A 24,524-nucleotide genomic window follows, 5' to 3' on the forward strand; every position below is an offset into this window, starting at 1 on the left:
CCTCCCTCGCTTAGTCGAACGTGTGTTCGAACGCGTTCGAGTGTATGTCGACTCCACCGACATGCGATCACGGCCCAGGCGGCGGGCGGCTCGACAGGTTTCGGTCGGGCGTGTCCTACCCAGATACCTATATAGGTATCTGGGTAGCTTGCTATCTGTGTAGGTATCAAGATAGGTTGCGACCATGCAGACGATGATGATCTACAGCGAGAGCGGTGGTGCGACCAAGAGCACCACCGCCGTCTCCCTGGCGACAGTGGCGGCGGAGGACGGCAAGCGCGTCATCCTGATCGACCTCGACCCGCGCGGGGCGACGACCAAGTGGCTCGACGCGCAGCCCGTCGACGTCGGCCTCGACGTCGGCGCGATCCTCGGCAACCAGGACCCGCGGGGGTGGGCGGACGAGCTGGCCGTGCCGTCACCGTTCCACGAGAACCTTCGAGTCATCCCGTCCGACCGCAGCGTGAGTGCCCGCGAGACGGACGACCCGGGGGAGGTCGGGCATCGTCTGGCCGACTCGCTCGAGGGAGTGCCTGCCGACCTGGTGATCATCGACTGCCCGAACCGCCAGGGCGGCTCACTGATCTTCAACGCTCTGACGGCGGCCGAATCGGTGATCTACGCGGCCACGCCGACCGCGGACGGCGTAGACGGGTTCCTGGGGGCACAGGAGAGCGTGATGCGCTACAACGCCACCAGCGGCCGCCAGGCGGTCGCTGAGGCCGGCATCATCGTCGGCGGCTACAAGGAGACGGTAACGCCGCGCGAGGCGACCCACAGCATCGAGCAGATGCGGGGGACGGGCCTTCTGCTGACGCCGCTCATTCCACATCGGACGATCGTGGGGGAGGTCCGGTACTCGCACGACTGGTACGGCCGCTTCCGCAAGGGAGCCCCCGTCGCCCAGGCATACCGAGAACTCGCACGAAAGGTGATCCGATGACCAACGAGGACCGCCCCCAGAGCCTTCCCGCTCGACGGGCACAGCCGGCGCCGGACCGGCGCGACCCGATCGACTCGAAGCCGCGCCCGGCGCCGGCTCCTGCTGTGGCCGCACCGGCGACGTCGGCCCCGGCGCGAACGGGTGCCACGGCTCCTCGTTCTCGGCCGCGGAAGGCGCCTACGGAGGTTCTGCACGCCGATATCGAGGCGGAGCTGTCGTACTACGTCGAGGACCTGCGCGTCGCAACAGGACGAACCAAGCGCGACATTGTGGAGTCGGCGCTGCGCGAGTACCGCGATCGCAACCCGCTGGCCTAGCCAGCCGCGTGGTACTAGATAGCCAGATACCTATATAGGTATCTGGCTATCTTGCTTTTGACGGGGCGTCAGAGCGTGGCTGCGCACCAGGTTGTGACGGCCTTCTCGAAGACAGCCGGGTCAGCGTTCCATTCGAGGGCGTGAGCGGAGGGCCGGGCGGGCACGAGAGGAGCCTGCTCGTGCGTCTGGCTGAACGCACGGGAGTCGCTGAACGGGGTGGTGCGGTCACCTTCGGAGTGGATCAGGAGTGCGGGCACGGGGACTTGCACTGACGCTCGGGTCCAGTCGAGAGCGTGGAAGTCCAACGGAACCGGCGACCCGAGGAGGCGGCTGAGGATCGGCGTCGCGAGGGCGGCTATGGCCGCGGAGGCGATGACGCGGGGGACGCCGGCATTGGCGGCGCTGTAGAGCACGCTGCTGCGCCAGCTGAGGACGGGGGAGACGAGGATCAGCCCGGCGATCTGCGAGCGGTGCGCCGAGCTCGTAGCGAGGCGCAGAGCGATCGACGCTCCGCTCGACCAGCCCACGAGCAGGACGCGGCGGGCTCCGCGCTCGAGCGCGAGAGCGATCGCGGCGTCGACGTCGGGCCACTCCGTCTGCCCCAGGGTGAAGGCATCCAGCGGCGCAGGCGGGCCTTCTCCGTCGCCTCGGAACGAGGGGACCAGTGAGGTGTACCCGGTCCTTCTGAGGGCGTGAACGGAGCGGAAAGCGCCGTCTCGTCCGGACAGGCTGCCGTGAACGTGGATCGCCCAGGTGCTCGCGGCGTCTCCGTCGCCGGGGAACAACCACGCGGGCGCGTCGCCCAGCTCAGTTGCGACCGGAACCTCCCGGGCCTCGGGGTCAAGTTCTTTCGCCGTGGCAAACACGTTGCCGATTGGTCGGCTGACGGAGCCGGCGGCGGGGGAGGGGCTGCCGGGAGGGACGGTCAGCGTTCGCTCGATGCCGTCCGCTCCGGTGCGCAGAATCGGGCCGAGAACAGCGTGCCGAGATTCGTCGTCGTAGAGCAGCCCGAGGGTACCGTCCTGCTTGGTGATCGGCGTGGGCGCGAGCACGATGCGATCGGGCGCCGGAACGGCGGCGATTGGTGTCGGCTTGCTGCGCTGGGGTCGGATGACGCGGCCGGCCACGGTCGCGACGATCCCGACGCCGGCGGCACCGACGACGGCGGCGGGGATCGCGATCCAGAGGGCTCCCACGAGGGCTACGCGGCCTTCCCGATGCCGTTGCCGCCGATGACCCGAGGGGTGAATGCCCGGTCGGGTGAGATGAGCGCCCGCAGGCGCTCGAGCGCAGCACACGCGGCGGGAGTGAGGTCGATGTCCCCTCGAACCTGAGCGTTCTTGGTGCTCACGAGCACCTGCTGAGCGTGAGCGATGAGTCGGCGCTCTCCGAGATAGGTGGTGATGGTCGGCCGCTCAATGAGGTTGTGGCGGACGGCGTAGCGCGACGCGCGAGCGACGACGAGGCGGTGGCGGATGGGGAGAACGATCGCGGTCCATCCGATGCCCAGCATGATGATGAGCAGCCCGAGGAAGAAGGGGATTTCTGCAGCGTTCCATGCGGAGTAGCGGAAGGCGTCTCCGCCGTATCCGAAGTGCGAGGCGGTAAGGAAGCCGATTTCGATCAGGCATCCCACGGTTGTCACGGCGAAGCCGGTGGTGAACACGACCTGCACTCCGCGCCAGTTGCGGCGGGCGTTGATGATCGAGGAGACGGACAACCACACGAGAGTCGCCATGTAGGCCGATCCGTAGAGCCACACGGCCGTCTGGTCGAGGCGATCGATGATGAAGTCCTTGCTCGTGTCTCCGCGGTCGCGGATGAGCAGGAACGGGACGATGTAAGAGCCGAACATGAGGGCGAGGCCCCACCGGCTGCCGATGCGGCCTTCGCCGCCGGCGCGACGTCCGAGAGCTTCACGGAAGAACCAGAATGCGGACGTGGCCGCGAGGTCGCGGACGAGGGTGATCACGTTGGATCCACCCAACAGGGTGTCGTAGGTGTCGAACGGGACTGGCCAGCCGTAGGTGGAGAGGGCGACGATGCCGCTGACGGTGGCCCAGAACGCGGGGCGACCGGCGGGTGACGCGATGGCACGGGGCGCGCGCACCATCACCAGGGCGATGAGGAGCGCGAGGCATACCTGCTGGATCATCCGAAATACGTTTCTTCGGTCGTCCTATTGAGTGTTTGGATGCGGCGGACCATGGCGAAGGCTACTTCTTCGATTGCAATCTCCGCCTTGGCTTCCACACTGTCCGGATCGTCGGTAGGCGCGCAGAGGTGCGTGGCGCCGGCCCTGCGGTCGGGGTGCACCAGGCGCGGGATCTGCTCGCTGAACCAGGCGTCGGGAGCGTAGACGAAGAGGATGTGAGCGAGCTCGTGGCAGGCGTTCTGGCTTTGGTAGTGCAGCTCGTCGCTCTCTCGGCAGACGACGGTGCCGAACTCGGCCGTGTCGATCCACAAGCCGGTGACCGTTTTGAGGGCAGTGCTGGCGGAGGCGATCAAGTAGATGGGCTTGCCGTAGACCTTCTCGACAGCCGCTTGCAGGTCATCCCACGTCGCGGCCGCGGGAAGGGCGAGCTGCGCTACGAACTCGTCGGCGGCTTGGACGATGGAGCCGCTGCGACCCTGGCCGTTGCGGCGGAGCATCCGCCACCGGCCGCGGCCTCGTTCCGTGGAGTCTGACGCCATAGGTGGACTCCGTTCGCCTGGCGGGACAAGCTCATCCACTTTAGACGGCATTGCGCGCAGGGCGAAGCTGCGAGCCCGGCGGGGCGGAGCGTGCGCTAGCGGCGCAGCTCGGTGACGATTTCGGAGACGACGGCAGCGATGCCGCGCAGCTCGGCGGGCTCAATCGTGCCGAGGGAGCGCGCAGCGACGCGCTCGATGCCGAGGGTGCGCATGGCACCGTCGAATCCCAGCCGCGCCTCCACGGCTTCGACCAGCTCGGGATCGTCGCGAAGGAGGTAGTCAGGGTCGATGTCGAGTGCTTCGGCCACGGCGAAGAGTACGTCGACTCTCGGCGCGGAGGGGAGTTGCCCGGTCATGAGCAGGCCCCATTCTTGGCGGTCGATCGAGGCCCCGCTGAGGAGAAGGATCTCGGAGATTTTGGTGCGGGAAGAGGTCGCATCGAGGCCACGTGAGTTGAAAACGAGCGAGAGACGGCGCGCCAGTTCGGCGGGCCGGAGTGCGCTGGATTCTTCACCCGTGGTGTTTCCGTCTACGACGTAGCCAACCAACTCCTTGAAGGCTACGCGCCCGCGAAGTTGCTTCACGAGTGCATCCAGGTCGGCGTTGGTGGCGTGCACGAGGGCAAGAAGTACCGGTACCGGCATATCTCGCTCGCCCTTGATGTAGCGGAGGACGGTCCGATAGGGGAGGCCGGCTCTTTCGGCCGCGGCCTTCACGTTGAAACCGGCTTCGTAGATGGCGCTCTTGACGGCCTCGCCTATTGCGGCATTGACGTTCGTTGAGTCCACCTCCACACCACGATTCTAGGTCGGCGGGTGTCGCCTGCCGTCAGTGTAGACAGGCAGTGTCCCATTTGGGCAACTCGCGAGTGTCCAAACGGGCATTTCTGGTCTAGGTTGGTGCTCACGGCGATGAAGGGGACCACCGGCATGAAGCACACACGGCAGCGCAACAGCGTTCAGCTCGGCGCGGTCGCCGTCGCAGTCGGGCTCGCCTTGGCGGGTTGCTCGAGCAGCGAACCGGCGGTGCAAACGTCCTCAGGCTCGACTCCTTCTGTATCGGCCACGCCCTCCGTTGAGGCATCCGCTGAGGAGACGCCCGATGCCGAGTCGGTGCCGCACGACCACGACGCCGAAGCTGACCCGGATGCCGAAACCGACTCGACGGCTCTCGCGACCCGCGCAGTGACACTGTTCTGTCGTCCGTCCCTCGACTACGACACGTGGATCGCTGAGCTGTACCCGGTGCTGTCGCAGGCTGCGGCGGTTGCTTACGAAACCGTCGACCCGGCGAACGTGCCCTGCACGGGCGTCACCGGTACCGCGCAGATTCGGGACACCGACGGTGCCTACACCGCGCGCGTCCTGGTCCCCACGGATGCCGGCGACTACTCGGTGTACGTGCACCGCCCCCTCGACACCTCTCCGTGGGCTGTCGAGCAGATCACCCCCTTGGCATCGGAGTAACCCGGTGGCGAAGGGGGGAGTGGGGGTGCTGGCAGCGATCATGGTGCCCGTCGTCGCGATCGCGATGCTCCTGTGGGTGCTGTTCTTCGGCGGCTCGGCCGCTGCGGCATGTCTGCCGGGCGGGGGACCGGTCAACGTGGCCGCGATCCCGGCAGATGCTCGAGTCGGTGGCTACGGCCACGATCAGCTCGTCAACGCGGGCCTGATCGTCAACGCCGGGGCCGCGAAGGGCCTCGGCGCGGACGGGCAGACGCTCGGCGTGCAGACGGCGATCGGTGAGTCCTCGCTGGTGAACATCAACTACGGGGACGGGGCGATCAACCCGGACGGCTCGGTCGCTGACTCGATCGGCCTGTTCCAGCAGCAGTCGAGCTGGGGCACCGTCGAGCAGCGCATGGACCCCACGACCTCCGCGGGCTTCTTCTACGACCGCCTCGTGGCAGTCGAGGGCTGGCAGACGATGGAGCCCTCCATCGCGATCAACAAAGTCCAGCGCAACGCCGACCCGAACCACTACACGAAGTACCGCGCCGACGCCGTGGCGATCATGGCCTACCTCGCCGGCCTCGGCAGCACCCCGGCCGCGACGACCGGGGCCGCAGTGCCCGTGTCGACGTCGACAGCCACGCCGCCCCCCGTGGCCGCCGGATGCGCGGCTATCTCCGGCGATGCGCAAGCTCTCGCGCAGGGCCTCGTGAAGGCGATGGATGAGGGGCGTCTGCGCTTCCTCGAGGACCGCTACGCGCAGCAGGTCCGCGACGTCGCCGCGGGCACCGCGTCGGCAGACTGCGGCCTCGACGTCCGCATCCTCCAGATCATCACCATTGCGCTGAACACGTTCGACACGGTGGGCGTCTCCGACCTCAACCGCAAGTGCACGAACGAGACCGGGCTAGGGGCGGGCACCGCCTCCTCCCACTACATCGACGGCGGCGGTCACGCGGTGGACTTCACCGCATTCAACGGCACCGCCACTACGGGCTGCGACGCGAACGCCTTGCAGCTGCTCAGCGTCCTCGACCCCCAGGTGCCGAACGGCTCGCGGGCCGGCCAGATCCAGTGCCGCTCGACCCACTACACGAACATCGGCGGGTTCTACGACACCCCGAACCACCTGCACTTCGACATGGGCTTCACCGACGCCCCTCTCACCCTCGCCGGATAACCGGACCTTCTCGGCGCCCCAACCGGCGGCACCGATAACCCCGCACCACCAACCAAGAAAACGGAGCACACCATGTCTGTTCTCGCTCTCTCCTCCGAGCTGATCACCGCCGCCGGCGCCCTCGCCGGTGTCGTGCCCGACCCGGGCCCCGGCGGCATGCCCCCCGGGTTCGAGGCCTTCACCACCGTCATGGGCTGGGCCAAGTGGGTCGGCCTCGGCGTCGCCGTCGTCGGCCTGATCATCCTCGGCGTCACCATGACCGTCTCCGCCCGCCGCGGCGAAGGCGGAGAAATCGGCGGCTGGCTCGGCCGCCTGCTCGTCGGCGTGATCATCGTGTCCGCCGCGTTCACGATCGTTGGCTTCCTGATGGGCGCGTAGCGTCCCGGGGAAACCAACCGATCAACGAAAGGCACGACGTCATGAGCGACACGGGATCCCGCAGCCCCTTCACCAGTCGAGGATTCATCTTCGGAGCGATCATCTTCGGAGTCCTCGTACTGGCGGCGATTCTGCTCGCTGTCACGTCCCTCGGCGGTGGTGGCGGGCAGCAGAGCGCGCCCGCCACCACCGCGACGCCGACGAGCGCGGCGACGCCCGAGGCCGACGCGGACGCCGCAAGCGTCTGCGGACTTCCCGGGTACGAAGAGAGCGGCACCCTCACCGCCGCCCCCGTGACCGAATGGACCATCGTCGGCACGATGGCCGCTCCCGGAGGCGCCGACGTCGGCCCGGGTGTGACCGACAGCGACGGGCTCCGCCGCTGCTACGCGCACACGGTGGAGGGTGCCCTGTTCGCCACGGCGAACATCTGGGCGATGGGTACCAACGGAAGCCTTGGCGACTCCATCACCGACAAGCTCTCGGTCCCCGGGCCTGGCCGCGATGCGGCAATGGCTCGCCAAAGCTCCAACACAAGCAACGGACTGAGCGCTCAGATCATCGGTTTCAAGACGCTGGCCTACACCGGCGACGCCGCGACGATCGATATCGCGTTCCGCCTGAACACGGGAGTACAGATGAGTATCGCAACGGAGCTGCGCTGGTCGGAGGGCGACTGGAAAGTCCAGCTCACCGACGACGGCCAGAGCTCCTACCGCCCGGTCACCCTGCAGAGCCTGGGTGGCTACGTGCCATGGGCGGGTGTTGAGTGAACCCCGCCGCCGCTACGGACGCCCCCTGCGACTTCTGGGACCTCGGATGCCAGGCCGGTCAGGGCCTCGGTGAAATCGTCTCTCAGGCATCGAACGATGCCTTGCAGCAATTCGTGAACAACATCCTCGAGGGCTACGGCAAAGCGATTGTCTCGCTAGGCACCCTCTGGGTGAACGTCCCCTCCCCGGTGACCGTGGTCGACAGGGGAGGCGGCGTCAACGGCGGCGGAACCCCGCCGCTGCCTGAGGCTTTCGAGACGATCCTCGGTTACGTGACGTGGGTCGCCGCGGGCCTCGCCGTCATGTCGCTCATCATCGCTGGCGTGATGATGAGCAGCCGTCGTCGCCACGGCGACGGCGAGGCGCACATGGGCCGCATCGGCGTCATCATCCTCGCCGTGTTCCTGCTCTCCTCGGCATCCGCGCTCGTAGCTGGGTTCCTCCCGCTGGCGATGCACCTCAATGAATCCTCGAGCGTGGTCGGCTGGGTGCAGGGGCAGCTCGAGTGGTACGCCGGCGGCCTTGCAATCCTCTCGATCCTCGTCGCCGCGGGCCGCATGGTCTGGACGCAGCGCGCGGGCGAGCTGCGCACCCTCGCCCGCTCCGTGCTGACGCTGATCGCTGTCGCCGGGGCCGGCCTCGTCGTAATCCGTCTCGCCACGCAGGCGGGTGACGCCTTCTCCATCTGGATCCTCAACAACTCCACCAACTGCGACGTCACCAACGGTGAGAGCAACTGCTTCGGCACCAACATTTTCGCGATGATCAGCCTCACCGCGACCGCGCCCATCGGCCTGATCGGTCTGTTCTTCCTCGGCATGCTCGCCGTCCTGATGACCTATATCCAGATCGCTCTGATGATCTTCCGCGGCGCGATGCTCGTCGTCCTCGCCGGCATCTTCCCCATCGCCGCGGCCGCGACGAACACCGAAATCGGTCAGCAGTGGTTCAAGAAGGCAATGGCCTGGACTCTCGCCTTCATCCTCTACAAGCCCGCCGCCGCGATCGTCTACGCGATCGCGTTCCGGATGACCGGCACCGACCTGTTCAAGTCGGACGGCACTGGCCTCTTCCAGATTGTCACGGGCCTCGCACTGATGCTGATCGCGCTCATTGCCCTACCTGCGCTGATGCGCTTCCTCGTTCCTGCTATCGCCTCGGTTGGTGGCGGCGGCGGCGCAGGACTCCTGCTCGGCGCAGCAGCGGTGAGCGGGGCCGGAGACATTGCCACCGGTGCGATCCGGGCTAGCAACGGGGGCGGAAAGTCCGGAGGCGGAGGCGGCGGCTCGTCGACGAACGGACCGACCGGAAGTAACTCCTCTCCGGGATCGCCAGCGTCGTCATCCGGGATGGGTGCCGCGGGTGCGGCGCCTACCGGCGGCGCGGGAGCTGCAACAAGCGGAGCGGGTGCCGGAGCGGGTGCCGGAGCGGGTGCCGGAGCGGCAGCCGGAGGCGGAGCGGCCGCGGGAGGCGGAGCGGCCGCGGGAGGCGTGGCCGCCGCTGGGCCGATCGGCGCCGGCGTCGCCGTCGCGATGAAGGCCGCCGAAGGCGCGAAGCACGCGGCGGGAGCCGTGAAGTCGGCCACCGACGACGCCACCGGCAGCAACCAGAACGGGAGCTAGACCATGACCACTACCGCACCCGAGCCGGTCAAGGCTCGCACCTACGGCAACTGGCGAAAGCCCCAGACCGCCGGCCTCGGCGGGCTCGGGCAGCTCGCCACCCTCGTGATGTTCGTGGGCATCTTGTCCTCGATCGTCGCGTCCATGTTCGCCGGCCTCGGGCCGGCACTCATCGTCGCCGGGATCTTCGGCGGCATCCTCCTGACCGTCTCGGTCAAGGACAAGCACGGGCAGTCAGCCCTAGGAAGGACGGTGGTCCGCGTGAACTGGTGGCGCACCAAGAGCAAGGGAGCGAACATCTACCGCTCCGGCCCGATCGGCCGCGCGAAGTGGGGGACGTTCCAGCTGCCTGGCCTGGCCGCACCCTCGCAGCTCACCGAGCACGAGGACTCCCACGGCCGCCGGTTCGCCCTGATCAGCACCCCCATGACGAAGCACTTCACCGTGGTCCTGGCGACGGAGCCGGACGGCGCCGCGCTGGTGGATCAGGAGCAGATCAACAATCAGGTCGCGGAGTACGGCATCTGGCTCGCCAACCTCGGAGACGAGCCCGGTATCGAAGCCGCCTCCGTCACTGTCGAGACGGCTCCGGACACCGGCACCCGGCTGCGCGGGGAGGTCGAAGGGTCGATGGACCCCGACGCCCCGCTGTTCGCTCGAGCGATGCTCGCTGAGGTCGTGGACAGCTACCCGGTCGGCTCCGCGACCATCCGCGCGTACATCGCACTGACCTTCACGGCCACGGCTCGGATCGGCGGAAAGCGCCGAAACGCCAAGGAAGTGGCTGCGGATCTTTCCGCGCGCATTCCCGGTCTGACGAACTCCCTCGCAGCAACCGGCGCCGGCGCTGCTCGGCCTCTGAACGCGCAGGAGCTGTGCGAGGTCATCCGCACCGCCTACGACCCCGACGCCGCAGTCCTGATCGACCAGGCCCGCGCAGCGGGCGAGACGGCAGACCTGTCCTGGACCGACGTCGGCCCCGCCGCGGCAGAAGCACACTGGGACTCGTACCGGCACGACGGTGCCGTGTCGACGTCGTGGACGATGACCGCCCCGCCGCGCGGCGTCGTGCAGGCCGGAATCCTCGCCCGCCTGCTCGCCCCGCACCGCGACATCGCCCGCAAGCGCGTCACCCTGCTCTACCGCCCCATCGACCCCGCCCGCGCCGCAGCGCTCGTGGAGGCAGACCTCAACGCCGCGCAGTTCAACTCCTCCGCGTCGACCAAGCCGACCGCCCGCTCGACGCTCTCGACGCGCTCGGCGCAGGCGACAGCCGCGGAGGAAGCCTCCGGCGCCGGGCTGATGAACTTCGGCCTGATCGTCACCGCCACGACGATGCAGCGCACGCAGGAGCCCGAAGCGCGTGCCGCCGTCGACTCCCTCACCTCCGCCGCACGGCTGCGGATGCGACCGGCCTACGGATCGCAGGACTCCGCCTTCGCCGCCGCGCTCCCGCTCGGCCTGGTCCTCCCGCGACACCTGCGCATCCCCAACGAGGTCCGAGAAGCGCTGTGACCTCGATGAGCGCGCAGGGGACGGCACCGGGCGAGTGTCCGGTGCCGTCCCCGCTTAAGTCCCACCGCCCCGCCCCGATCACTGCCGGAGGTTCCCAGTGAGCATCATCAGCACCAAGTTCTTCTCTCGCCACCGCGACGAGACGCCCGATGACGTCTCCACGGATGCCGACGAGCTGCCCACCGGCGCCGGCGGAGTCGATGAGGAGCAGGAAGCTCTCGACGTCGACGTGTTCGACACGGCCGTGCCCACGGGTGCGGTCGGCGCTCCGTCGACGGCGGAGGCCGCGTCGGCGTCGACGTACAGCCGTGCCGGCTCCCGCCGAGCCCGCAAAGAGGAGGAGGAGGCTGCTGCGGCTCGCGCTGCGGCATCACCGCTGGCGCGCGAGAAGCCCTCGAAGCGGTCGCGGAAGAAGCGGGCGATCCCGCACCAGGGCGGCAAGCAAAAGGTCGAGAAGAACGTCGCGCCGATCCGGCCGATGCGCCCGACCTCGACGGGGTGGCTGGGACGTGGCGGCGGGCAGGCCGTCTCGATCCAGCCCGCCGATGAGTTCCGCGCAACGACCGTGCAGGTGTGCGGGCTGTACCCGTTCTCGGTCGGCACCGGAACTCCCATGATCGGCGTGCCGCTGGGGAAGAACCTCGCCACCGGGGCGTCGGTGCTGTGCGATCCGATCAGCTGGTTCCAGCGGGCGCAGCTCATCTCGAATCCGTCGATGTTTGTCCTCGGTAAGCCGGGCCTCGGGAAGTCCTCGCTCACCCGCCGCATGGCGACCGGGCTCGCCGGATACGGCACCCTCCCGCTGGTCCTCGGTGACTTGAAGCCCGACTACGTGGACCTGATCCGCGCCCTCGACGGCCAGGTCATCACCCTCGGCCGCGGCCGCGGCTACCTCAACATCCTCGACCCGGGCGAGGCGACGGTCGCCGCGCAGCGACTCCGCGACGACGCCGACCAGGCCCTCGAGCGCGCCTCCGAGCTCGACGCTCGCGGCGAGAACTCGGCGGAGGAGCGCAAGCACGCGGTGAAATCGCAGCGCCTCGCGTCGCAGGTGCTCGCGGACGCTCACGGCCGCCGGCACACGATGATCGCAGCGTTGCTGACGATCCTGCGCTCCGAGCCGCCGAGCGACCGGGAGGAGACGATCATCGACAGGGCGCTGAAGTACCTGGACGAGACGCACGAGGGCATCCCCGTCCTCGCGGATCTTCTGGCCGTGATCCAGGCAGCGCCCGACGAGATTCGCCAGGTCGCACTCGACCGCGGCGACCTCGCCCGCTACAAGGCGATCACCGAGAACCTCGAAGCCTCCCTCATCGGCCTCACGACCGGCGGCCGGCTGGGCGAAATCTTCTCCCGCCAGACCACCACCCCGATGCGCCGGGACCGCCCCGTCGTCTACGACGTGTCCTCGATCGATGACTCCGAAGGCGATCTGCAGGCCAGCATCCTGCTCGCCTGCTGGTCCGCCGGCTTCGGAACGGTCAACGTCGCCTCCGCCCTCGCAGAAGCGGGGCTGGAACCGCGCCGGCACTACTTCGTGATCCTCGATGAGCTGTGGCGGGCGCTGCGCGCGGGCAAGGGCATGGTCGATCGCGTCGACGCGCTCACCCGCCTGAACCGTGCCCGCGGTGTCGGCCTGGCGATGATCAGCCACACGATGAGCGACCTGCTGGCCCTGTCCTCGCAGGAGGATCAGATGAAGGCCAAGGGCTTCGTGGAGCGCTCCGGCATGGTGATCTGCGGCGGGCTCCCCGGCGCGGAAATGCCGCTGCTGACCTCCGCAGTGCCGATGTCGAACGCGGAACAAGCGATGCTGACGAGCTGGCAGGACCCGCCCGCGTGGGACCCGGTATCGGGACATGAGTCGGAGCCTCCCGGGCGCGGCCGGTTCCTGATCAAGGTGGGCGGCCGGCCCGGTATTCCGATCCGGGTGCAGCTGACCAGCGCCGAGCTCGACGTCAACGACACCAACAAGCTCTGGCACACCACCTCCCGTGCCGGACGCGCGAACGAGCCGCTGGCGACCGATCCGGTCGTGGTGGAGATCCTGCCGTGAACCTCTGGCTGGGCTTCGTCGGAGTCGTGATTTTCGGCCTCGGCAGCCTGTGCCACGTCGTCGTGCAGGGCACCGACGTTTGGACGCAACGCACGTTGACCCGGCCACACGCGCTCTCGATCGCCGGCTGGCTGTTCACCGCAGCCGGCGCGGCGACCGTCGCCGCCGTGATGATTCCCGCGCTGCCATGACCTGCCCCTCGACCCTCGCGTTCGAGGGCTACCTGTGGTCCTGCGTCACCAGCTCGCCCTGGCATGAGTTCCACGCCGCGGACCTTCCGATCGAGTTCGTAGAACGCGGTCTTGCCCTCGTGCACTGGGGCACCACGCAACAGGCACCCGACGACGACCCGACCCCGCGGTGGGTCGGCCCGATCTACACGACCGAGAGGACGAACTGATGAGCATGACCAACAACCGCCGCAGAGAGCCGGGGAAGGCCGGCGGCGGGTTCGGGATAGCGATCGCGGCCGGCGGTGCACTCGTGGTGATCCTGGGGCTGTACATCGCGATTCGCGTCGGATCACAGGCGGACGGGGTCAACCCCGACATGAGCACCGACCCCTCGAACTTCGTCAGCGTCGTGGTAGACGTGTTCCGCGGCCGCCTCGTCTGGCCTGCGACTGCGACGTGGATTGCGGGCGGCATCGGCGCCGTTCTCGTCGTGCTCGTCGTGTTCTTCCTGCTGATCAAGTCCAGCGGCGGCAAGCACCGCACCCCGCTCGACTGGGCTGCCCGCCACATGGCGACGCCGAACGAGCTGCGTCAGATGCGCGGCAAGGAGGCCAAGCAGAAGTCGGCGCGTCTCGGTGTGCCCGACTCCTTCGGCGTCCCTGTGGGGGCGCTGCTGACGGACGGCCGTCCGCTCTACGCCTCGTTCGAGGACATGACGCTGCTGCTCGCCGGTCCCCGTGTGGGCAAGTCGACGTCGTTCGTCATCCCGGCGATCGCCAATGCGCCGGGCGCGGTCGTCACGACGTCGAACAAGCCGGACGTGCTCTATGCGACGCGGGACGTGCGTGCGCAGGCCGGCGACGTCTGGGTGTTCGATCCGCAGCGGGTCGCCGTCGAGCCGGCGTCCTGGTGGTGGAATCCGCTGTCCTACGTCACCGACGACACCAAGGCGGCCAAGCTCGCGCAGCACTTCGCGTCGGGGTCGAGCGAGCTCGGCGCACGAACCGACGCGCACTTCGAGCCCTCCGGCCGCGAACTGCTCGCGGGCTTCCTTCTGGCGGCGGCGATCGACGGTCGCCCGATCACCGACGTCTACGAGTGGACGACGACCCCGGGCGACGAGACGGCCGGCGACATCCTCGCAGCGAGTGAATGGACCCTGATGGCGCGCAGCGTGCAGGGTTCCTCCCGCCTCGAGCACAGGGAGCGCGGATCGGTCTACTCGACAGCCCGCCGCATGGCGTCCTGCTTGAAGGACTCCGGCACCCGGCAGTGGGTAAACCGGCAGGGCGAGAACGACCCGCGCCCGGAGTTCGATCCGGCCGCGTTCGTGCGCTCGACCGGGACGCTCTACAGCCTGTCCAAGGAGGGCGCCGGCAGCGCTGGCCCTCTCGTCCTCGCCCTGACCGCCGCGACGGTCGAGGCGGCGGAGGAGCTGGCAGCGGTGTCGCCCGGCGGCCGGATGCAGACGCCGATGCTCGGCGTGCTCGATGAGGCCGCGAACGTCTGCCGCTGGCGGGACCTCCCGGACCTCTACAGCCACTACGGCTCCCGCGGCATCCCGATCATGTCGGTGTTCCAGTCCTGGTCGCAGGGCATCGGGGTATTCGGCAAGGAGGGCATGTTGAAGCTCTGGTCGGCCGCGAACGTGAAGCTCTACGCCGGCGGAATCTCCGAGCCGGAGTTCTTGGGCATGGTGTCCGATCTGATCGGCACCTACGACCGCGAGACGACCTCCGCGAGCATGAACAAGGGCGTGCGCTCGACCACCACCGCGTTGAAGCGAGAGAAGATCCTCGACGTCGCGGAGCTGGCGACGCTCCCGATCCCGCGGAAGGGACGCAAGACCGGTCGAGCGATCATGATGTCCTCCGGCTCCCGTGCAGCGATGCTGCGCACGGTGCCGTGGTTCGACGGCCCCAAGGAGTTCGTCGCGGGTATCAATGCATCGATCGCGCGGAACCAGCCCGGCGGCGCTGCACCGGCAGCACCAGCACCGGCGCCGGTCGCTGACCGGCCGCTCGCCCCGGTGGAGGGATCATGAGCGACATCTACGGCGGCGTGGACGACGACGACCTCACCCCGGGACCCTACGAGGGCGCAGAGGAGGAGCCGACGACGTTCTTTGGGTCAGCGGATGAGTTCGTGCGCAAGCAGCTGATCGGCACCTACCGGCGCCGCGTCATCCGGGGTGGCTCCGGCAGCGGACTGCGCTGGAAAGCCGCCTGGTGGTCGAGCGCGGAGGCGCAGCAGCGCATCGAGGCCCTGTGGCGAGCGTGGGAGGCCGCCAGAGCCGACGAGAAAGCCGGGATGAGCACCTGGTGGATCAACCACTGCGATCCGCACATGACCGCTCTGCTCTCCCCAGACGGGCCGTTCGCGGACTCGCAGGACGAGAACCGGGTCGGGGAACCTCTGCCCTACGAGCGTCCCGTCGAGGGCCTGTTCGAGCCCGACCGTCAGCCGCCGCTCTACACCGAGCGGACGACCGAGGGAGAACCTGCGGGCACGAACGCCTGAACGGCAAAGAAGAAGGGGAGCACCAGTCGGTGCTCCCCTTCTTCGCGCGTGGTGGCGGTTACCTGCTGAGGTCCCCACGGTCGGCGCCCTGGCCGCGGCCGCGGGTGCGCCGCGTCGACGGGACGGTGCTCGTGGCCGCCTTCGAGGTCACCGCGGAGCTGGCCGGGGTCGCGTGGGCGCTGTCAGCGCTCATCCGCGCTTCGATCAGGTGCGGCGGGACTCCCTTGGACTCCATCGCGTGAACGGTGGCCTGTCGACGCTCCGAGCTGTCGTAGGCCACCTCGCCCGCCTCGCGCGCCGCTGACGCACGAGGATCGGACGCCGGGGTCGTGGGGTCGCCTGAGGTGCCGTTGGCGCTCTGAGCGGCGTCCTGGCGCTCGGCGGGGGCGGTGTCGCGGTAGAGCTGCGCCTGCGCCCGGGCGTCGGCTGCGAGCTCGCGCAGCTCGTCCGGGCTCGCGTGCTCGGTGCCGCCCGCGGCGGCATCGCGGTCGTAGTCGTTGGCGCGCGCTTCCAGCTCGGCAGCCATGACGGCCTGGCCGTTGTCGACGTCGGCCGCGCCGGGAACTTCTCTAGCTGCTGCGTCGGATCGGGCGTCGTTGGCGCGGTCGAGCCGGTCCGCCTCAGCGATGAGAATCTGCGCCTCGGTCAGTTCGGTGCCGGCACGCGCGCGCTCGGGAGCAACAGCGTCCTTCCACTCCTCGACCAGTGCAGCACGAGCGGCTGCGACGGTCGCGGGGTCCGGCGTGGACACCTGGCCGACGTCGTTCCAGTCGATCGACGTCTGGACGCGGTATCCCTGGAACCCGGCGGGGTCCGTGTCGCGCTTCCACTCCTCGGCCACCGACAGCTCGACAGTCGCGACGTCGCCGGCAAGAGCGGCGCGGTAGTCGGTGATGAGGGCGCGCTGCGCGCCGGTGTCCGGCTCCGTGCGGTCCCCGACCTGCATGGTGAGACGGTCCTCGTCGTGGCGGTGGTAGTGCTCCGGCGCAGACGTGGCCGCCCATTCCTTCGCCAGATCCAGCTCGGACTTTCCGCGGGTGGCGGCGTCGCGCAGGACGGCAGTGTCGACGCCGTAGCGCTCCATCACCTCGCGCTGCACGACGGCCGCGGCACGCTCCGCGATGGGGTCCTGGCCCTTCCACGCCTGAGCCGTCTCCGCGACGCGGGCGACGTCCTGGATGCTCGCGCGATCCCACCACTCCGGCCGGTCTACGACCTGCAACGTTGCTCGTGCGGCACCCCGCTCGGCGTCGAACCGCGCAGCGAGCTCGCGCGCCTGAGCTGCCGATCGAGCCTGCGCGTCGCGCGCCAACTCCTCCCGCAGGCGGGCGAACTTCTCGCCCATCTGCATCGCGATCGTCAGTGCTACTCGAACGTTCTGACCGACCTCCTGGCCGACCTCATCGTCACTCATGACTTCCTCCCCCTATGGCTGTCGTGCCTGGTTATCGGTCGAGTCCGCCGCGGTCGTGACCGGGCTTCTCGCGGGCGTCTCGGGCGCGCTTGGCGAGGAGCGCGTCGGCGCTCTCCTGCTCGCGCGGCGTGAGCTTGGTCGGCACCGGGCTCCCGGTCGGGAACGACGCGGCGACCGCCTCGCGCGACTGCCGCAGCTCGGGCGGCAGAGCGGCCCGCTGGGCCTCCCACGCCTCGGCCTTGTTCGCGGTGTCCTGCTTCGTGTAGCTGTCTCGCACTGCGGTCAACTGACCGCGGAGCGTCTGCGACAGCTCGCTCATCCGACGTGCGTCACCGGCGGCCTTGTGCGCCGAAGCGATCGCGTGAGTCATGCGGGCGAGCTGGTGCAGCAGCAGCAGCTCAGCGGCCGCGTTCTTCTTCTTGCCGGCGGCCGCCAGGATCAGCGCAGTGGTGTGCGCGCTCGAGGGCATCGCTGCGGGTCGCGGTCGCGTCTCGTGGGCGCGCAGGTGTGCCGACCGCGCGAGCGATCGCGCAGCGTCCGCGAGCGGTCCGGGGGTGGGTTCCATGCGCCTCGACCACGCGGCGTAGGCGCCAGCCGTCTCACGCGCCACGTGTGCCCACGTCGACCGGTCGGACGGGTCGACGGAGTTGATGTACTGGTGCAACCGGTCCATGTCGGCGGCGTACTTCGCGAACAGATCGGGCGAGGGCTCGGCAACTTCGCGGCCCGGGTTCACCGGCTGATAGCGCCATGGGTTCTTCGACGTCGCGCGCCATTCCTCGGCCGCTTCTGTCGCCTTCAACGGCTCGTCCGGCCACCCCTCGCGCAGTCGCGGGAGGGTCAGGTCGCGCGCGAGGGTCCCGCCGCCGTGCCAGCGCACGGGCTCGTCCTTCTCGGGGCGCAGCGCCACGCTGTAGCCCTGCACGACGTCGTTGCGGCCCACCGCGAAACGCGGGCGCACCAGCAGCCCCTCTTGACGCATCCGACGCACGAACTCGCCCTCATCGACGCTGGACGATGCAGCAGCGCGGACGCTGCGCTCGAGGCGGCGCACGTCGGGCTCAACCGCGTTGCGTGTGCGGGCCGCCTCGCGGGCTCCGGGGACGATCCCGCGCTCTCCGAGCTCACGCCCCTCGGGGTGCAGCTGCGTCAGACCGTGATCGCGTTCCAACTCACGGCTGACCTTCTGAGCGAGCCGCTTGTCGTAGGGGATGTGCGCCTTCGTCCCGTCCTCGCGCACGAGGGAGACGGCGATGTGGATGTGGTCGTTGCCGTTCTTCGACGCGCCATGACGAACCGCGACCCATCGCGCGTTCGCCTTCCCGATGTCGTCGCCGGCGAACCCCATGCGCTGCACGAAATCGGTGGCGATCACTCCCCACTTCTCATCCGTCAGCGTGCCCTCTTCGGCGCTGAGAGAGAGCGAGCAGTGCCACACGTGCGCGTCCTGCTTCACGACGGCCTGCTTGCCCGTCGACGGATCCAGGATCGGCTCCCCCGTCGCACGGTCGAACTGTTTCACGGACCGCATGACCTTCGTGCCGTACACCTCGGCCGGCTCGTCAAGATCGCGTGCGATCGCGAGAGCTGCGTCGCGGTCCAGCACCTCGTAGCCGTACAGCGCCATGATCGCGGAGTCGCCAGCGACCAGGTGCTGCTCGGTGTGCTCGTTCGAGCGACCGGGGCCAGCGAGATAGGTCATCAGCCCGCCCATCTGCGAGCCGTAGGTGACGTTAGGAATCACTTGCCGGCCACCGCACGGCACGCTGCGCTGATCTGCGGGACAAGTGCCGCGAACTGCACTCGGAACTCCTCGACCTGTGCGGGAAACTGCCCCTCGGTGTTCGCGAACCGCGCGAGCTGGTTGAGGTTACGAGCCATGCCGCCAAGGTCAGCGCGAACCTGCATCAGCTCGGCCACTGCGCTCTTCCACTCGGCATCCGTGCGTACCTGCGCGTTCATCGCAGACTCGAACAAGAGTCGCGGAACCGTGATGTCGCCGGCCACAACTGCGCGAGCCTGCAACGCCGCATCTTCTTCGGCGGTGACGTACACGCGGTAGTACTTCTCGCGTGCCCCCTCGGGTGCGTTCTCGCGCCTTTTCCGAGCGAACAACCGTCGAGGAGTCGACTCCGACACTCGAACCACCCGCCCTTCCCTTGCCAGCGCAGCGAACCCGCCACCCGGCGGGGACCACACCTCTAGTGTGCACCCGGAGCCAGCGCAGCGCCAGCCCGGCAAGCCATTTACCAGCGGTAAATGGACAGCTTGCTCCAAAAACCGCTCTGCCCGAGCGTAGCGATGGTGCAGCAAAGCGGCTCCACGAACGGGCACCCGTCGCGGGAAGGAACAGCCTCCGGATGGGCGACGCTGCGGCGCCTTCCGGATGCCCATTTGGGCATGTAGCCTGATCCCATGAGCGACAACACGAGGAACCCAGAGGACGCCGCCGACGCCGCACGCCGGCTGCTCGAAGCGAGTGTCGAGAAGAGAGTCGCAGCGGTGCGCACGATCGTCACCGCCGCGAACGACACTGACACTGCACGCGCGGCTCTCACTGACGCGCAAAGTCGGCACACGAGGGCGTGGGCCGATGCGCTCGCTACCGGGTGGTCCGAGAAGGAACTCCGCGCAGCCGGAGTGCCGCGGCCCGACCAGTCCCGCGGTCGTGCACCTCGTTCGCGTCGCTCACCGGGGAGCGACAGCGCTCCCGGCGACTCGACGGAAAACAGCGCTACGGAATCGAGTGACGACGCAGCCTGAGCGACCGGACGATCGCCTTCGTCGGTCCCGCAAGCCCCCACCGCGGTAGGACGGAACACGTAACGTCTACCGTGACGCAGCGACCCCCTCGCTCGCGTCGGAGCCCCCCGCTCGAGCACAGCTCGCGGGGGCTTCTTCGTTTCCGGGCTGATCGCGCCGGCTGCGGTCCGGCCGTCCATCCGACGCTTCACTCTTGCCTACGCTGATCACCCGTCAAGAGCGCTCCGCGTCCCTTCGGGATGCCCCTGCGGGGCACTCCTGACGGCTGCCCATCTCCGGCATCGCGCCGCTTATCGGATGGATGGCCTCGGTGCGTGCTCAGCCCCGTGATCGTAGCTCCGCGGTACGGATCGCAAGTTCTTCGCGAGCCCCGGCGGCGGCGCGCTTGCGTGCCGCCTCGCGCTCCCGAGCTGCCCGCTCGTACTCGTGCTGATCGCGCTTCATCTGAGCGATCACCCGATCCACTTCGTCCTGGTCGATGTTCGCCAGCCGTGCAGCCTCCGCGGCTCGCTCGGCGGCGCGTCGCTGCTGGTCAGCGGCCCGCTCCGCCGCAGCGTCACGACGAGCCTGGTCGAACCGCGAGTGCTCTGTGATGACCTGTCGGATCGCCCAGCCGTAGAACCCGAGAGCGTTGCGACTGGTGAACGTGTCCGGCACGCGGCGACCGTCCCGCGTCAGCCAGGCGGTGATAGCGAACATCAGCCCCTCGACGCTCCACTCGGAGACGTCGATCCCTGACCGCTCGAGCATCCCAACCACGTGACCGACGTGCACTCCGCGAGCAAGCCAAGGGATGCGCTGAGCCAGCGCAGCTGCGAAGCGTTGAAGTTCGATGGGTCTCGGAACCGCCGGCCGACCGATCGAGCTGCGCCGTGTGTTACTTCCTCGTCCGGGCTGCCGCGAAGCGGCTTCCGAGCGCGGTTCACCGCGCGTTGGTGGGATCTTCTCAACTGGAGCTGTAGGAGCAACGTGGCGCCTACGGGGTAGGTGGACATTCTCCACAGATCGGGTGATCCGGCCGCCCTGCGAGACGCGGGACGGAACCGGAGCCGGCGCCGCGCACGCGGCGCGCAGGGCAGCCGCACGGGGCATCACGAGCGCCCGCGTGGAAGCCATGCGGAGCTGGCGGCCACCGTGCGCGAGCTGCGCGGCAACGCGCTCACCGCCGCACAGGTAACGGCCCTCGATGACGACTGCGGCGAGGCCCAACAGCAGCAGGATCTCTCGGGCGCGCTGCACGGTCCTCTTGCACATGCCCAGGCGGTCCGCGACCGTTTGGTGCGCTGTCGTGACGCCGCGTCCCGTACCGACGTCGGCCGAGCGCATGTCCTCCTGAGCGACGAGCAGCAGCGTGTGCGGTGCGACCTTCACAGCCGCTCGCACGGCTTCGCCCTCGGGCGTTGCCAGGGCGTCCAACACGGCGTCGAACCACGCGCTACCGGACGTCCAGCACGGCAGCGGCGCGTAGGCGCCCGGTGCCGGCTCGGGGCTCCACGAGCCCGACCGCGATTTGTTTGGCCGCGACGCGGCCGCCTGTGACGTCTCGGATGCAAGCTCGACCGACCGCTCCCCTGAAAAAAGGGTGGGTCGGGAGTGCACGGAGACGAACTCCGCTGTTACGATGTGGTCATTCCTTCCGGGTACGTTCCGGCGGGTACACCGAAGGCCCGGCTGGTAACCGGTTCTTGGGTGGGACTGCTTCACACCTCTGAGTCGCCAAACTGTGCGAGGTGGGAAGCCAAGGCTTCTAGGCCCGTCGCGAGAGCGACGGGCCTAATGCGTTAACGGGTGTCGATGGGCAGCTCCTCATCGGAAAGAAGGGTCGGCTGCGACGGCCACCACGAGGGAACACCCTCGTCGGTCAGCTCGCTTTGCACGTGCTCGACCAGGCGCTCGAAGAACACCGCCGACGACACGTTGGCGTGCGACGCCATGTCGTTGAAGCGATCGCGCGCCTGCTTCTCGACGGTCCAGGCAACGTTGGTGGGTTCCACCATCGTTCCTCGGGGACGCCGCGTCGTAGCCATGTGATTAACGTAGAGCTGTGGCTGTGATTAGCGCGACGCGACACGCCGCTTTAGATGCCCATTTGGTCACTCGCGGCTGAGAGCTACTCCGCTGCGGGAAGCGGGAGCGTGACGTCCACCGCGCGGAACTCCGAGACGGTCGCCCGCTCGACTGCTCGGTAGACCGTCGAGCGCGTCACACCGAACTGCTCCGACAGCTCCGCGACGGTGTAGTTCCCGGAGCGGTACTCCGCGACCAGGTGTGCCTCGATCTTCGGGGAGAGCTTCGGCGCGCGGCCGCGCAGCCGGCCCTTCGCCTTGGCGACCCGCATGCCCTCCTTCGTGCGCGCGCGGATCAGGTCGCCCTCGAACTCCGCGATCATCGCCAGCACGTTGAACAGCAGCCGCCCGATCGGGTCGTTCGGGTCGTGCAGCGACCCGCCGATGTTCAGGCGCACTCCCCTGCGCGTGAGCTCGTCCACGATGTCGCGCGCATCGGTGATCGAACGGGCGAGGCGGTCGAGCTTCGTCACGAACAGAGTCGAGCCAGCGTCGCACGCGGCCAGGGCCTCGCGCAGCGCGGGCCGCTCGCGGTTGCTGCCGGTGAGGCCGGCGTCGACGTAGATCCGCTCCGCCGGCACACCGGCCGCGAGCAGCGCGTCACGCTGCGCCTGCGCGTCCTGCTTGTCCGTCGAGACGCGGGCGTATCCGATCAGCTCAGCCATTGGACCAGTATCCCGTTTGACGCCCCCCTACCGAACAAATCACCGGACGGGTCTAACGGGACACTCAGCACCGCGGATTTTCGCGGCGCTGTCGGTTCTCGAGGTCGTCTGCACGAATCTTCAAGGTCCTCTGCACGGCGGCGTGACCCATCATTTGGAGCTGTGGGTCTCGGCGCTCTGTGCCAGCGTTCTAGCGCCGCTCGATGTCGCGTCTAGTCGAGGAGTTCCGTGCGGATGCGAGCGGCAACGGCCTCGCGAAGGGGGCGGACGTTCTCGGCACTCCAGTCGGTCGGGTCGGGGAACTTCCATTCCAGGAACCGGCCGGCCGGCGTCGTGGGGAGCGCGAGGCCGGGCTTCATCGCGACGACGATATCCGCGTTCTCGAGATCCTCGACCGTGACCGCGCGAGGGATGCGGTCGCTGATGTCGAGGCCGAGCTCCGCGACCGTCGACGCGATCGCGGGATTCACCGAGTCTGCGGGCGCGAGGCCGCCGGAGGTGGCGGTGTAGCGGTCACCGGCGAGGACTTCGAGGAGGCCGGCGCCGAGTTGGGAGCGGCCGGCGTTGTGCTGGCAGAGGAAGAGGACGGTGGGCTTCTCGGTCATGCGGGGATGCTGCTTCCGGTCATCGTGCGGGTCCAGGTCTGGGTGGCGATCTGCACGGCGTCCCACGGGGAGCCGAGTGGCGGTGTGTAGGAGAGGTCGAGGTCGGAGACCTGCTCGACGGTGAGCCCGGCGAACAGGGCTGTCGCGTAGGTGTCGACGCGCTTGGCGGTCTCGGTACCGAGGCGGCCGACGAGCTGCGCGCCGAGCAGACGTCCGTCGCGGGTGTCTCCGGTGATGCGGATCGTGATCGGCTGCGCGCCCGGGTAGTAGCGCTTGTGGTCGTCCGCTACCGCGGTCGTCGTCGCCGGAGCGAAGCCCGCGGCGTGGGCCTCGTGCTCGCGCAGGCCGGTGCGGGAGGCGACGAGGTCGAACACCTTCACGACCTGCGTGCCGACGGAGCCGGCGAACCGGGCGTCGCCGCCGAGGGCGTTCTCGCCCGCGACGCGGCCCTGCTTGTGGGCTGTGGTGCCGAGCGGCAGGTAGGTGCTGCCGAGGAGGCGGTGATGGGTCGTCACTCCGTCGCCTGCGGCGAACACGTGCGGGAGGCCGGTGCGCATGGCCTCGTCGACGACGACGGCGCGGCCGGCGCCGAGGGACGCTCCGGCACGGGCGAGCAGGTCGGTGTTCGGCTTCACGCCGACGACCAGGAGCACGACGTCGGCGGTCCGGGTCAGCGGCGTGCCGTCGTGGTCAGCGTGCACGGCGAGCCCCGTGGTGGTCTTCTCGATCGAGGCGACGGTGGTGCGGGGGAGCACCTCGACGCCGTGCTGGTCGAGCTCGGTGTGGACGAGGGCACCTAGTTCGGGGTCGAGGGTGGAGAGCACTTCCGGGCCGCGCTGCAGCTGGGTGACTTTCAGGCCTCGGATGGTGAGGGCTTCGGCCATCTCGAGGCCGACGTAGCCGGCGCCGACGATGATCGCCGTCTGCGGGTCGCGGCTGTCGAGGTAGCGCTCGAGGGCGAAGGTGTCGCCCATCGAGTGCAGCACGTGCACGCCGTCCTCCGGTCCCAGCTCATCCACGCCGGCGATCCCGGCGGAGGACGCGAGGGCACCGGTGCCGACGATCAGCTCGTCGTACCCGATCTGGTCGAGCGAGCCGTCGGGGGTGCGGACGGTGAGCTGCTGCCCGGCGACGTCGATGTCGGTCGCGAAGGTGTCCAGGCGCAGGGTCATTCCGGTGGCTTCGAGGTCGGCGTGGGTGCGGTGTGCGAGCGACTGCCAGGGCTGCACCTCGCGGGAGAAGTAGTACGGGATCCCGCAGATCGAGAAGTTCGGGTACGAGTCGGCGACGACGACGGTCACGTCGACGGACGGGTCGAGCTCGCGGGCGCGCAGCGCGGCGGAGATCCCCGCGTCGCTGCCGCCGATGGCGACGAGATGCATCAGA

General features: G+C 68.9%; 25 protein-coding genes. 13 read left to right on the forward strand and 12 right to left on the reverse strand.

The annotated features are described in order from the left end of the window. The first annotated feature begins 184 nt into the window (after nucleotides 1-184). Complete coding sequence (locus tag GSU45_RS16820) at nucleotides 185-943, forward strand: ParA family protein (RefSeq protein ID WP_104277458.1); 759 nt, start codon at nucleotides 185-187, stop codon at nucleotides 941-943. After that, a complete protein-coding gene (locus GSU45_RS16825) occupies nucleotides 940-1,260 on the forward strand; it encodes a hypothetical protein (RefSeq protein WP_146083931.1) in 321 nt (106 codons plus the stop codon). Before GSU45_RS16820 ends, GSU45_RS16825 begins: the two co-directional genes overlap by 4 nt. A gap of 68 nt (nucleotides 1,261-1,328) precedes the next feature. On the opposite strand, the gene GSU45_RS16830 is transcribed toward GSU45_RS16825, so the two are convergent. The 4 genes from GSU45_RS16830 to GSU45_RS16845 all read right to left on the reverse strand — a co-directional run bounded on the left by GSU45_RS16830 (nucleotide 1,329) and on the right by GSU45_RS16845 (nucleotide 4,748). Then, nucleotides 1,329-2,456, reverse strand: a complete 1,128-nt coding sequence (locus tag GSU45_RS16830; RefSeq protein WP_159424214.1) for an alpha/beta fold hydrolase — start codon at nucleotides 2,454-2,456, stop codon at nucleotides 1,329-1,331. A gap of 5 nt (nucleotides 2,457-2,461) precedes the next feature. Then, entirely contained in the window at nucleotides 2,462-3,415 is a 954-nt protein-coding gene (locus GSU45_RS16835; RefSeq protein WP_104338040.1) for a hypothetical protein, read from the reverse strand. Further along, a complete protein-coding gene (locus tag GSU45_RS16840) occupies nucleotides 3,412-3,954 on the reverse strand; it encodes a hypothetical protein (RefSeq protein WP_159424212.1) in 543 nt (180 codons plus the stop codon). Before GSU45_RS16840 ends, GSU45_RS16835 begins: the two co-directional genes overlap by 4 nt. A 95-nt stretch (nucleotides 3,955-4,049) precedes the next feature. Beyond that, nucleotides 4,050-4,748 carry a helix-turn-helix transcriptional regulator gene (locus tag GSU45_RS16845; RefSeq protein ID WP_104277462.1) on the reverse strand — a complete coding sequence of 233 codons (699 nt, stop codon included), beginning with the start codon at nucleotides 4,746-4,748 and terminating at the stop codon, nucleotides 4,050-4,052. Between the two features lie 117 nt (nucleotides 4,749-4,865). On the opposite strand from GSU45_RS16845, the gene GSU45_RS16850 reads away from it, so the two are divergent. The 11 genes from GSU45_RS16850 (at nucleotide 4,866) to GSU45_RS16900 (ending at nucleotide 15,625) form a co-directional block, all read left to right on the forward strand. Continuing rightward, on the forward strand, nucleotides 4,866-5,420 hold the full coding sequence (locus GSU45_RS16850) for a hypothetical protein (RefSeq protein ID WP_146082606.1): 555 nt from the start codon (nucleotides 4,866-4,868) through the stop codon (nucleotides 5,418-5,420). A gap of 25 nt (nucleotides 5,421-5,445) precedes the next feature. Then, on the forward strand, nucleotides 5,446-6,585 hold the full coding sequence (locus GSU45_RS16855; RefSeq protein ID WP_159424211.1) for a hypothetical protein: 1,140 nt from the start codon (nucleotides 5,446-5,448) through the stop codon (nucleotides 6,583-6,585). 72 nt (nucleotides 6,586-6,657) lie between these two features. Further along, a complete protein-coding gene (locus GSU45_RS16860; RefSeq protein WP_104277465.1) occupies nucleotides 6,658-6,963 on the forward strand; it encodes a hypothetical protein in 306 nt (101 codons plus the stop codon). Between the two features lie 41 nt (nucleotides 6,964-7,004). Beyond that, nucleotides 7,005-7,736, forward strand: a complete 732-nt coding sequence (locus tag GSU45_RS16865; protein ID WP_104277466.1) for a hypothetical protein — start codon at nucleotides 7,005-7,007, stop codon at nucleotides 7,734-7,736. Beyond that, a complete protein-coding gene (locus tag GSU45_RS16870; protein ID WP_146083932.1) occupies nucleotides 7,733-9,358 on the forward strand; it encodes a hypothetical protein in 1,626 nt (541 codons plus the stop codon). Before GSU45_RS16865 ends, GSU45_RS16870 begins: the two co-directional genes overlap by 4 nt. Before the next feature lie 3 nt (nucleotides 9,359-9,361). Continuing rightward, nucleotides 9,362-10,873 carry an SCO6880 family protein gene (locus GSU45_RS16875; protein ID WP_181065741.1) on the forward strand — a complete coding sequence of 504 codons (1,512 nt, stop codon included), beginning with the start codon at nucleotides 9,362-9,364 and terminating at the stop codon, nucleotides 10,871-10,873. Nucleotides 10,874-11,294: 421 nt separating this feature from the next. Continuing rightward, nucleotides 11,295-12,932, forward strand: coding sequence for an ATP/GTP-binding protein (locus GSU45_RS16880; RefSeq protein WP_244248319.1), 1,638 nt, complete (start codon nucleotides 11,295-11,297; stop codon nucleotides 12,930-12,932). Then, nucleotides 12,929-13,123 carry a hypothetical protein gene (locus GSU45_RS16885; RefSeq protein WP_104277468.1) on the forward strand — a complete coding sequence of 65 codons (195 nt, stop codon included), beginning with the start codon at nucleotides 12,929-12,931 and terminating at the stop codon, nucleotides 13,121-13,123. The genes GSU45_RS16880 and GSU45_RS16885 overlap by 4 nt, the downstream gene beginning before the upstream one ends. Then, on the forward strand, nucleotides 13,120-13,332 hold the full coding sequence (locus tag GSU45_RS16890) for a hypothetical protein (RefSeq protein ID WP_104277469.1): 213 nt from the start codon (nucleotides 13,120-13,122) through the stop codon (nucleotides 13,330-13,332). Before GSU45_RS16885 ends, GSU45_RS16890 begins: the two co-directional genes overlap by 4 nt. Beyond that, complete coding sequence (locus tag GSU45_RS16895; protein ID WP_159917249.1) at nucleotides 13,332-15,149, forward strand: TraM recognition domain-containing protein; 1,818 nt, start codon at nucleotides 13,332-13,334, stop codon at nucleotides 15,147-15,149. The genes GSU45_RS16890 and GSU45_RS16895 overlap by 1 nt, the downstream gene beginning before the upstream one ends. Continuing rightward, entirely contained in the window at nucleotides 15,146-15,625 is a 480-nt protein-coding gene (locus GSU45_RS16900) for a DUF4913 domain-containing protein (protein WP_104277471.1), read from the forward strand. Before GSU45_RS16895 ends, GSU45_RS16900 begins: the two co-directional genes overlap by 4 nt. Before the next feature lie 58 nt (nucleotides 15,626-15,683). Here GSU45_RS16900 and GSU45_RS16905 read toward each other — a convergent pair whose 3' ends face one another. From GSU45_RS16905 to GSU45_RS16940, 8 genes are all read right to left on the reverse strand, one after another. Then, nucleotides 15,684-17,039 (reverse strand): hypothetical protein, encoded by a 1,356-nt coding sequence (locus tag GSU45_RS16905; RefSeq protein ID WP_159917251.1) that lies wholly within the window; start codon nucleotides 17,037-17,039, stop codon nucleotides 15,684-15,686. Nucleotides 17,040-17,070: 31 nt separating this feature from the next. Then, on the reverse strand, nucleotides 17,071-18,753 hold the full coding sequence (locus GSU45_RS16910; protein ID WP_159917253.1) for a relaxase/mobilization nuclease domain-containing protein: 1,683 nt from the start codon (nucleotides 18,751-18,753) through the stop codon (nucleotides 17,071-17,073). A 26-nt stretch (nucleotides 18,754-18,779) separates the two neighbouring features. Further along, nucleotides 18,780-19,094 (reverse strand): plasmid mobilization relaxosome protein MobC, encoded by a 315-nt coding sequence (gene mobC, locus GSU45_RS16915; protein ID WP_159917255.1) that lies wholly within the window; start codon nucleotides 19,092-19,094, stop codon nucleotides 18,780-18,782. A gap of 1,026 nt (nucleotides 19,095-20,120) precedes the next feature. Beyond that, a complete protein-coding gene (locus GSU45_RS16920) occupies nucleotides 20,121-21,221 on the reverse strand; it encodes a hypothetical protein (protein WP_159917257.1) in 1,101 nt (366 codons plus the stop codon). A gap of 362 nt (nucleotides 21,222-21,583) precedes the next feature. Next, nucleotides 21,584-21,799, reverse strand: coding sequence for a hypothetical protein (locus GSU45_RS16925; protein ID WP_104277476.1), 216 nt, complete (start codon nucleotides 21,797-21,799; stop codon nucleotides 21,584-21,586). A 113-nt stretch (nucleotides 21,800-21,912) separates the two neighbouring features. Beyond that, entirely contained in the window at nucleotides 21,913-22,533 is a 621-nt protein-coding gene (locus GSU45_RS16930) for a recombinase family protein (protein WP_104305026.1), read from the reverse strand. A gap of 212 nt (nucleotides 22,534-22,745) precedes the next feature. Further along, complete coding sequence (locus GSU45_RS16935; RefSeq protein ID WP_159917259.1) at nucleotides 22,746-23,138, reverse strand: low molecular weight phosphatase family protein; 393 nt, start codon at nucleotides 23,136-23,138, stop codon at nucleotides 22,746-22,748. After that, nucleotides 23,135-24,520, reverse strand: coding sequence for an FAD-dependent oxidoreductase (locus tag GSU45_RS16940; RefSeq protein WP_159917261.1), 1,386 nt, complete (start codon nucleotides 24,518-24,520; stop codon nucleotides 23,135-23,137). Before GSU45_RS16940 ends, GSU45_RS16935 begins: the two co-directional genes overlap by 4 nt. Nucleotides 24,521-24,524 lie beyond the last annotated feature (4 nt).

Source organism: Rathayibacter sp. VKM Ac-2801, assembly GCF_009834245.1.
Lineage (GTDB): Bacteria > Actinomycetota > Actinomycetes > Actinomycetales > Microbacteriaceae > Rathayibacter.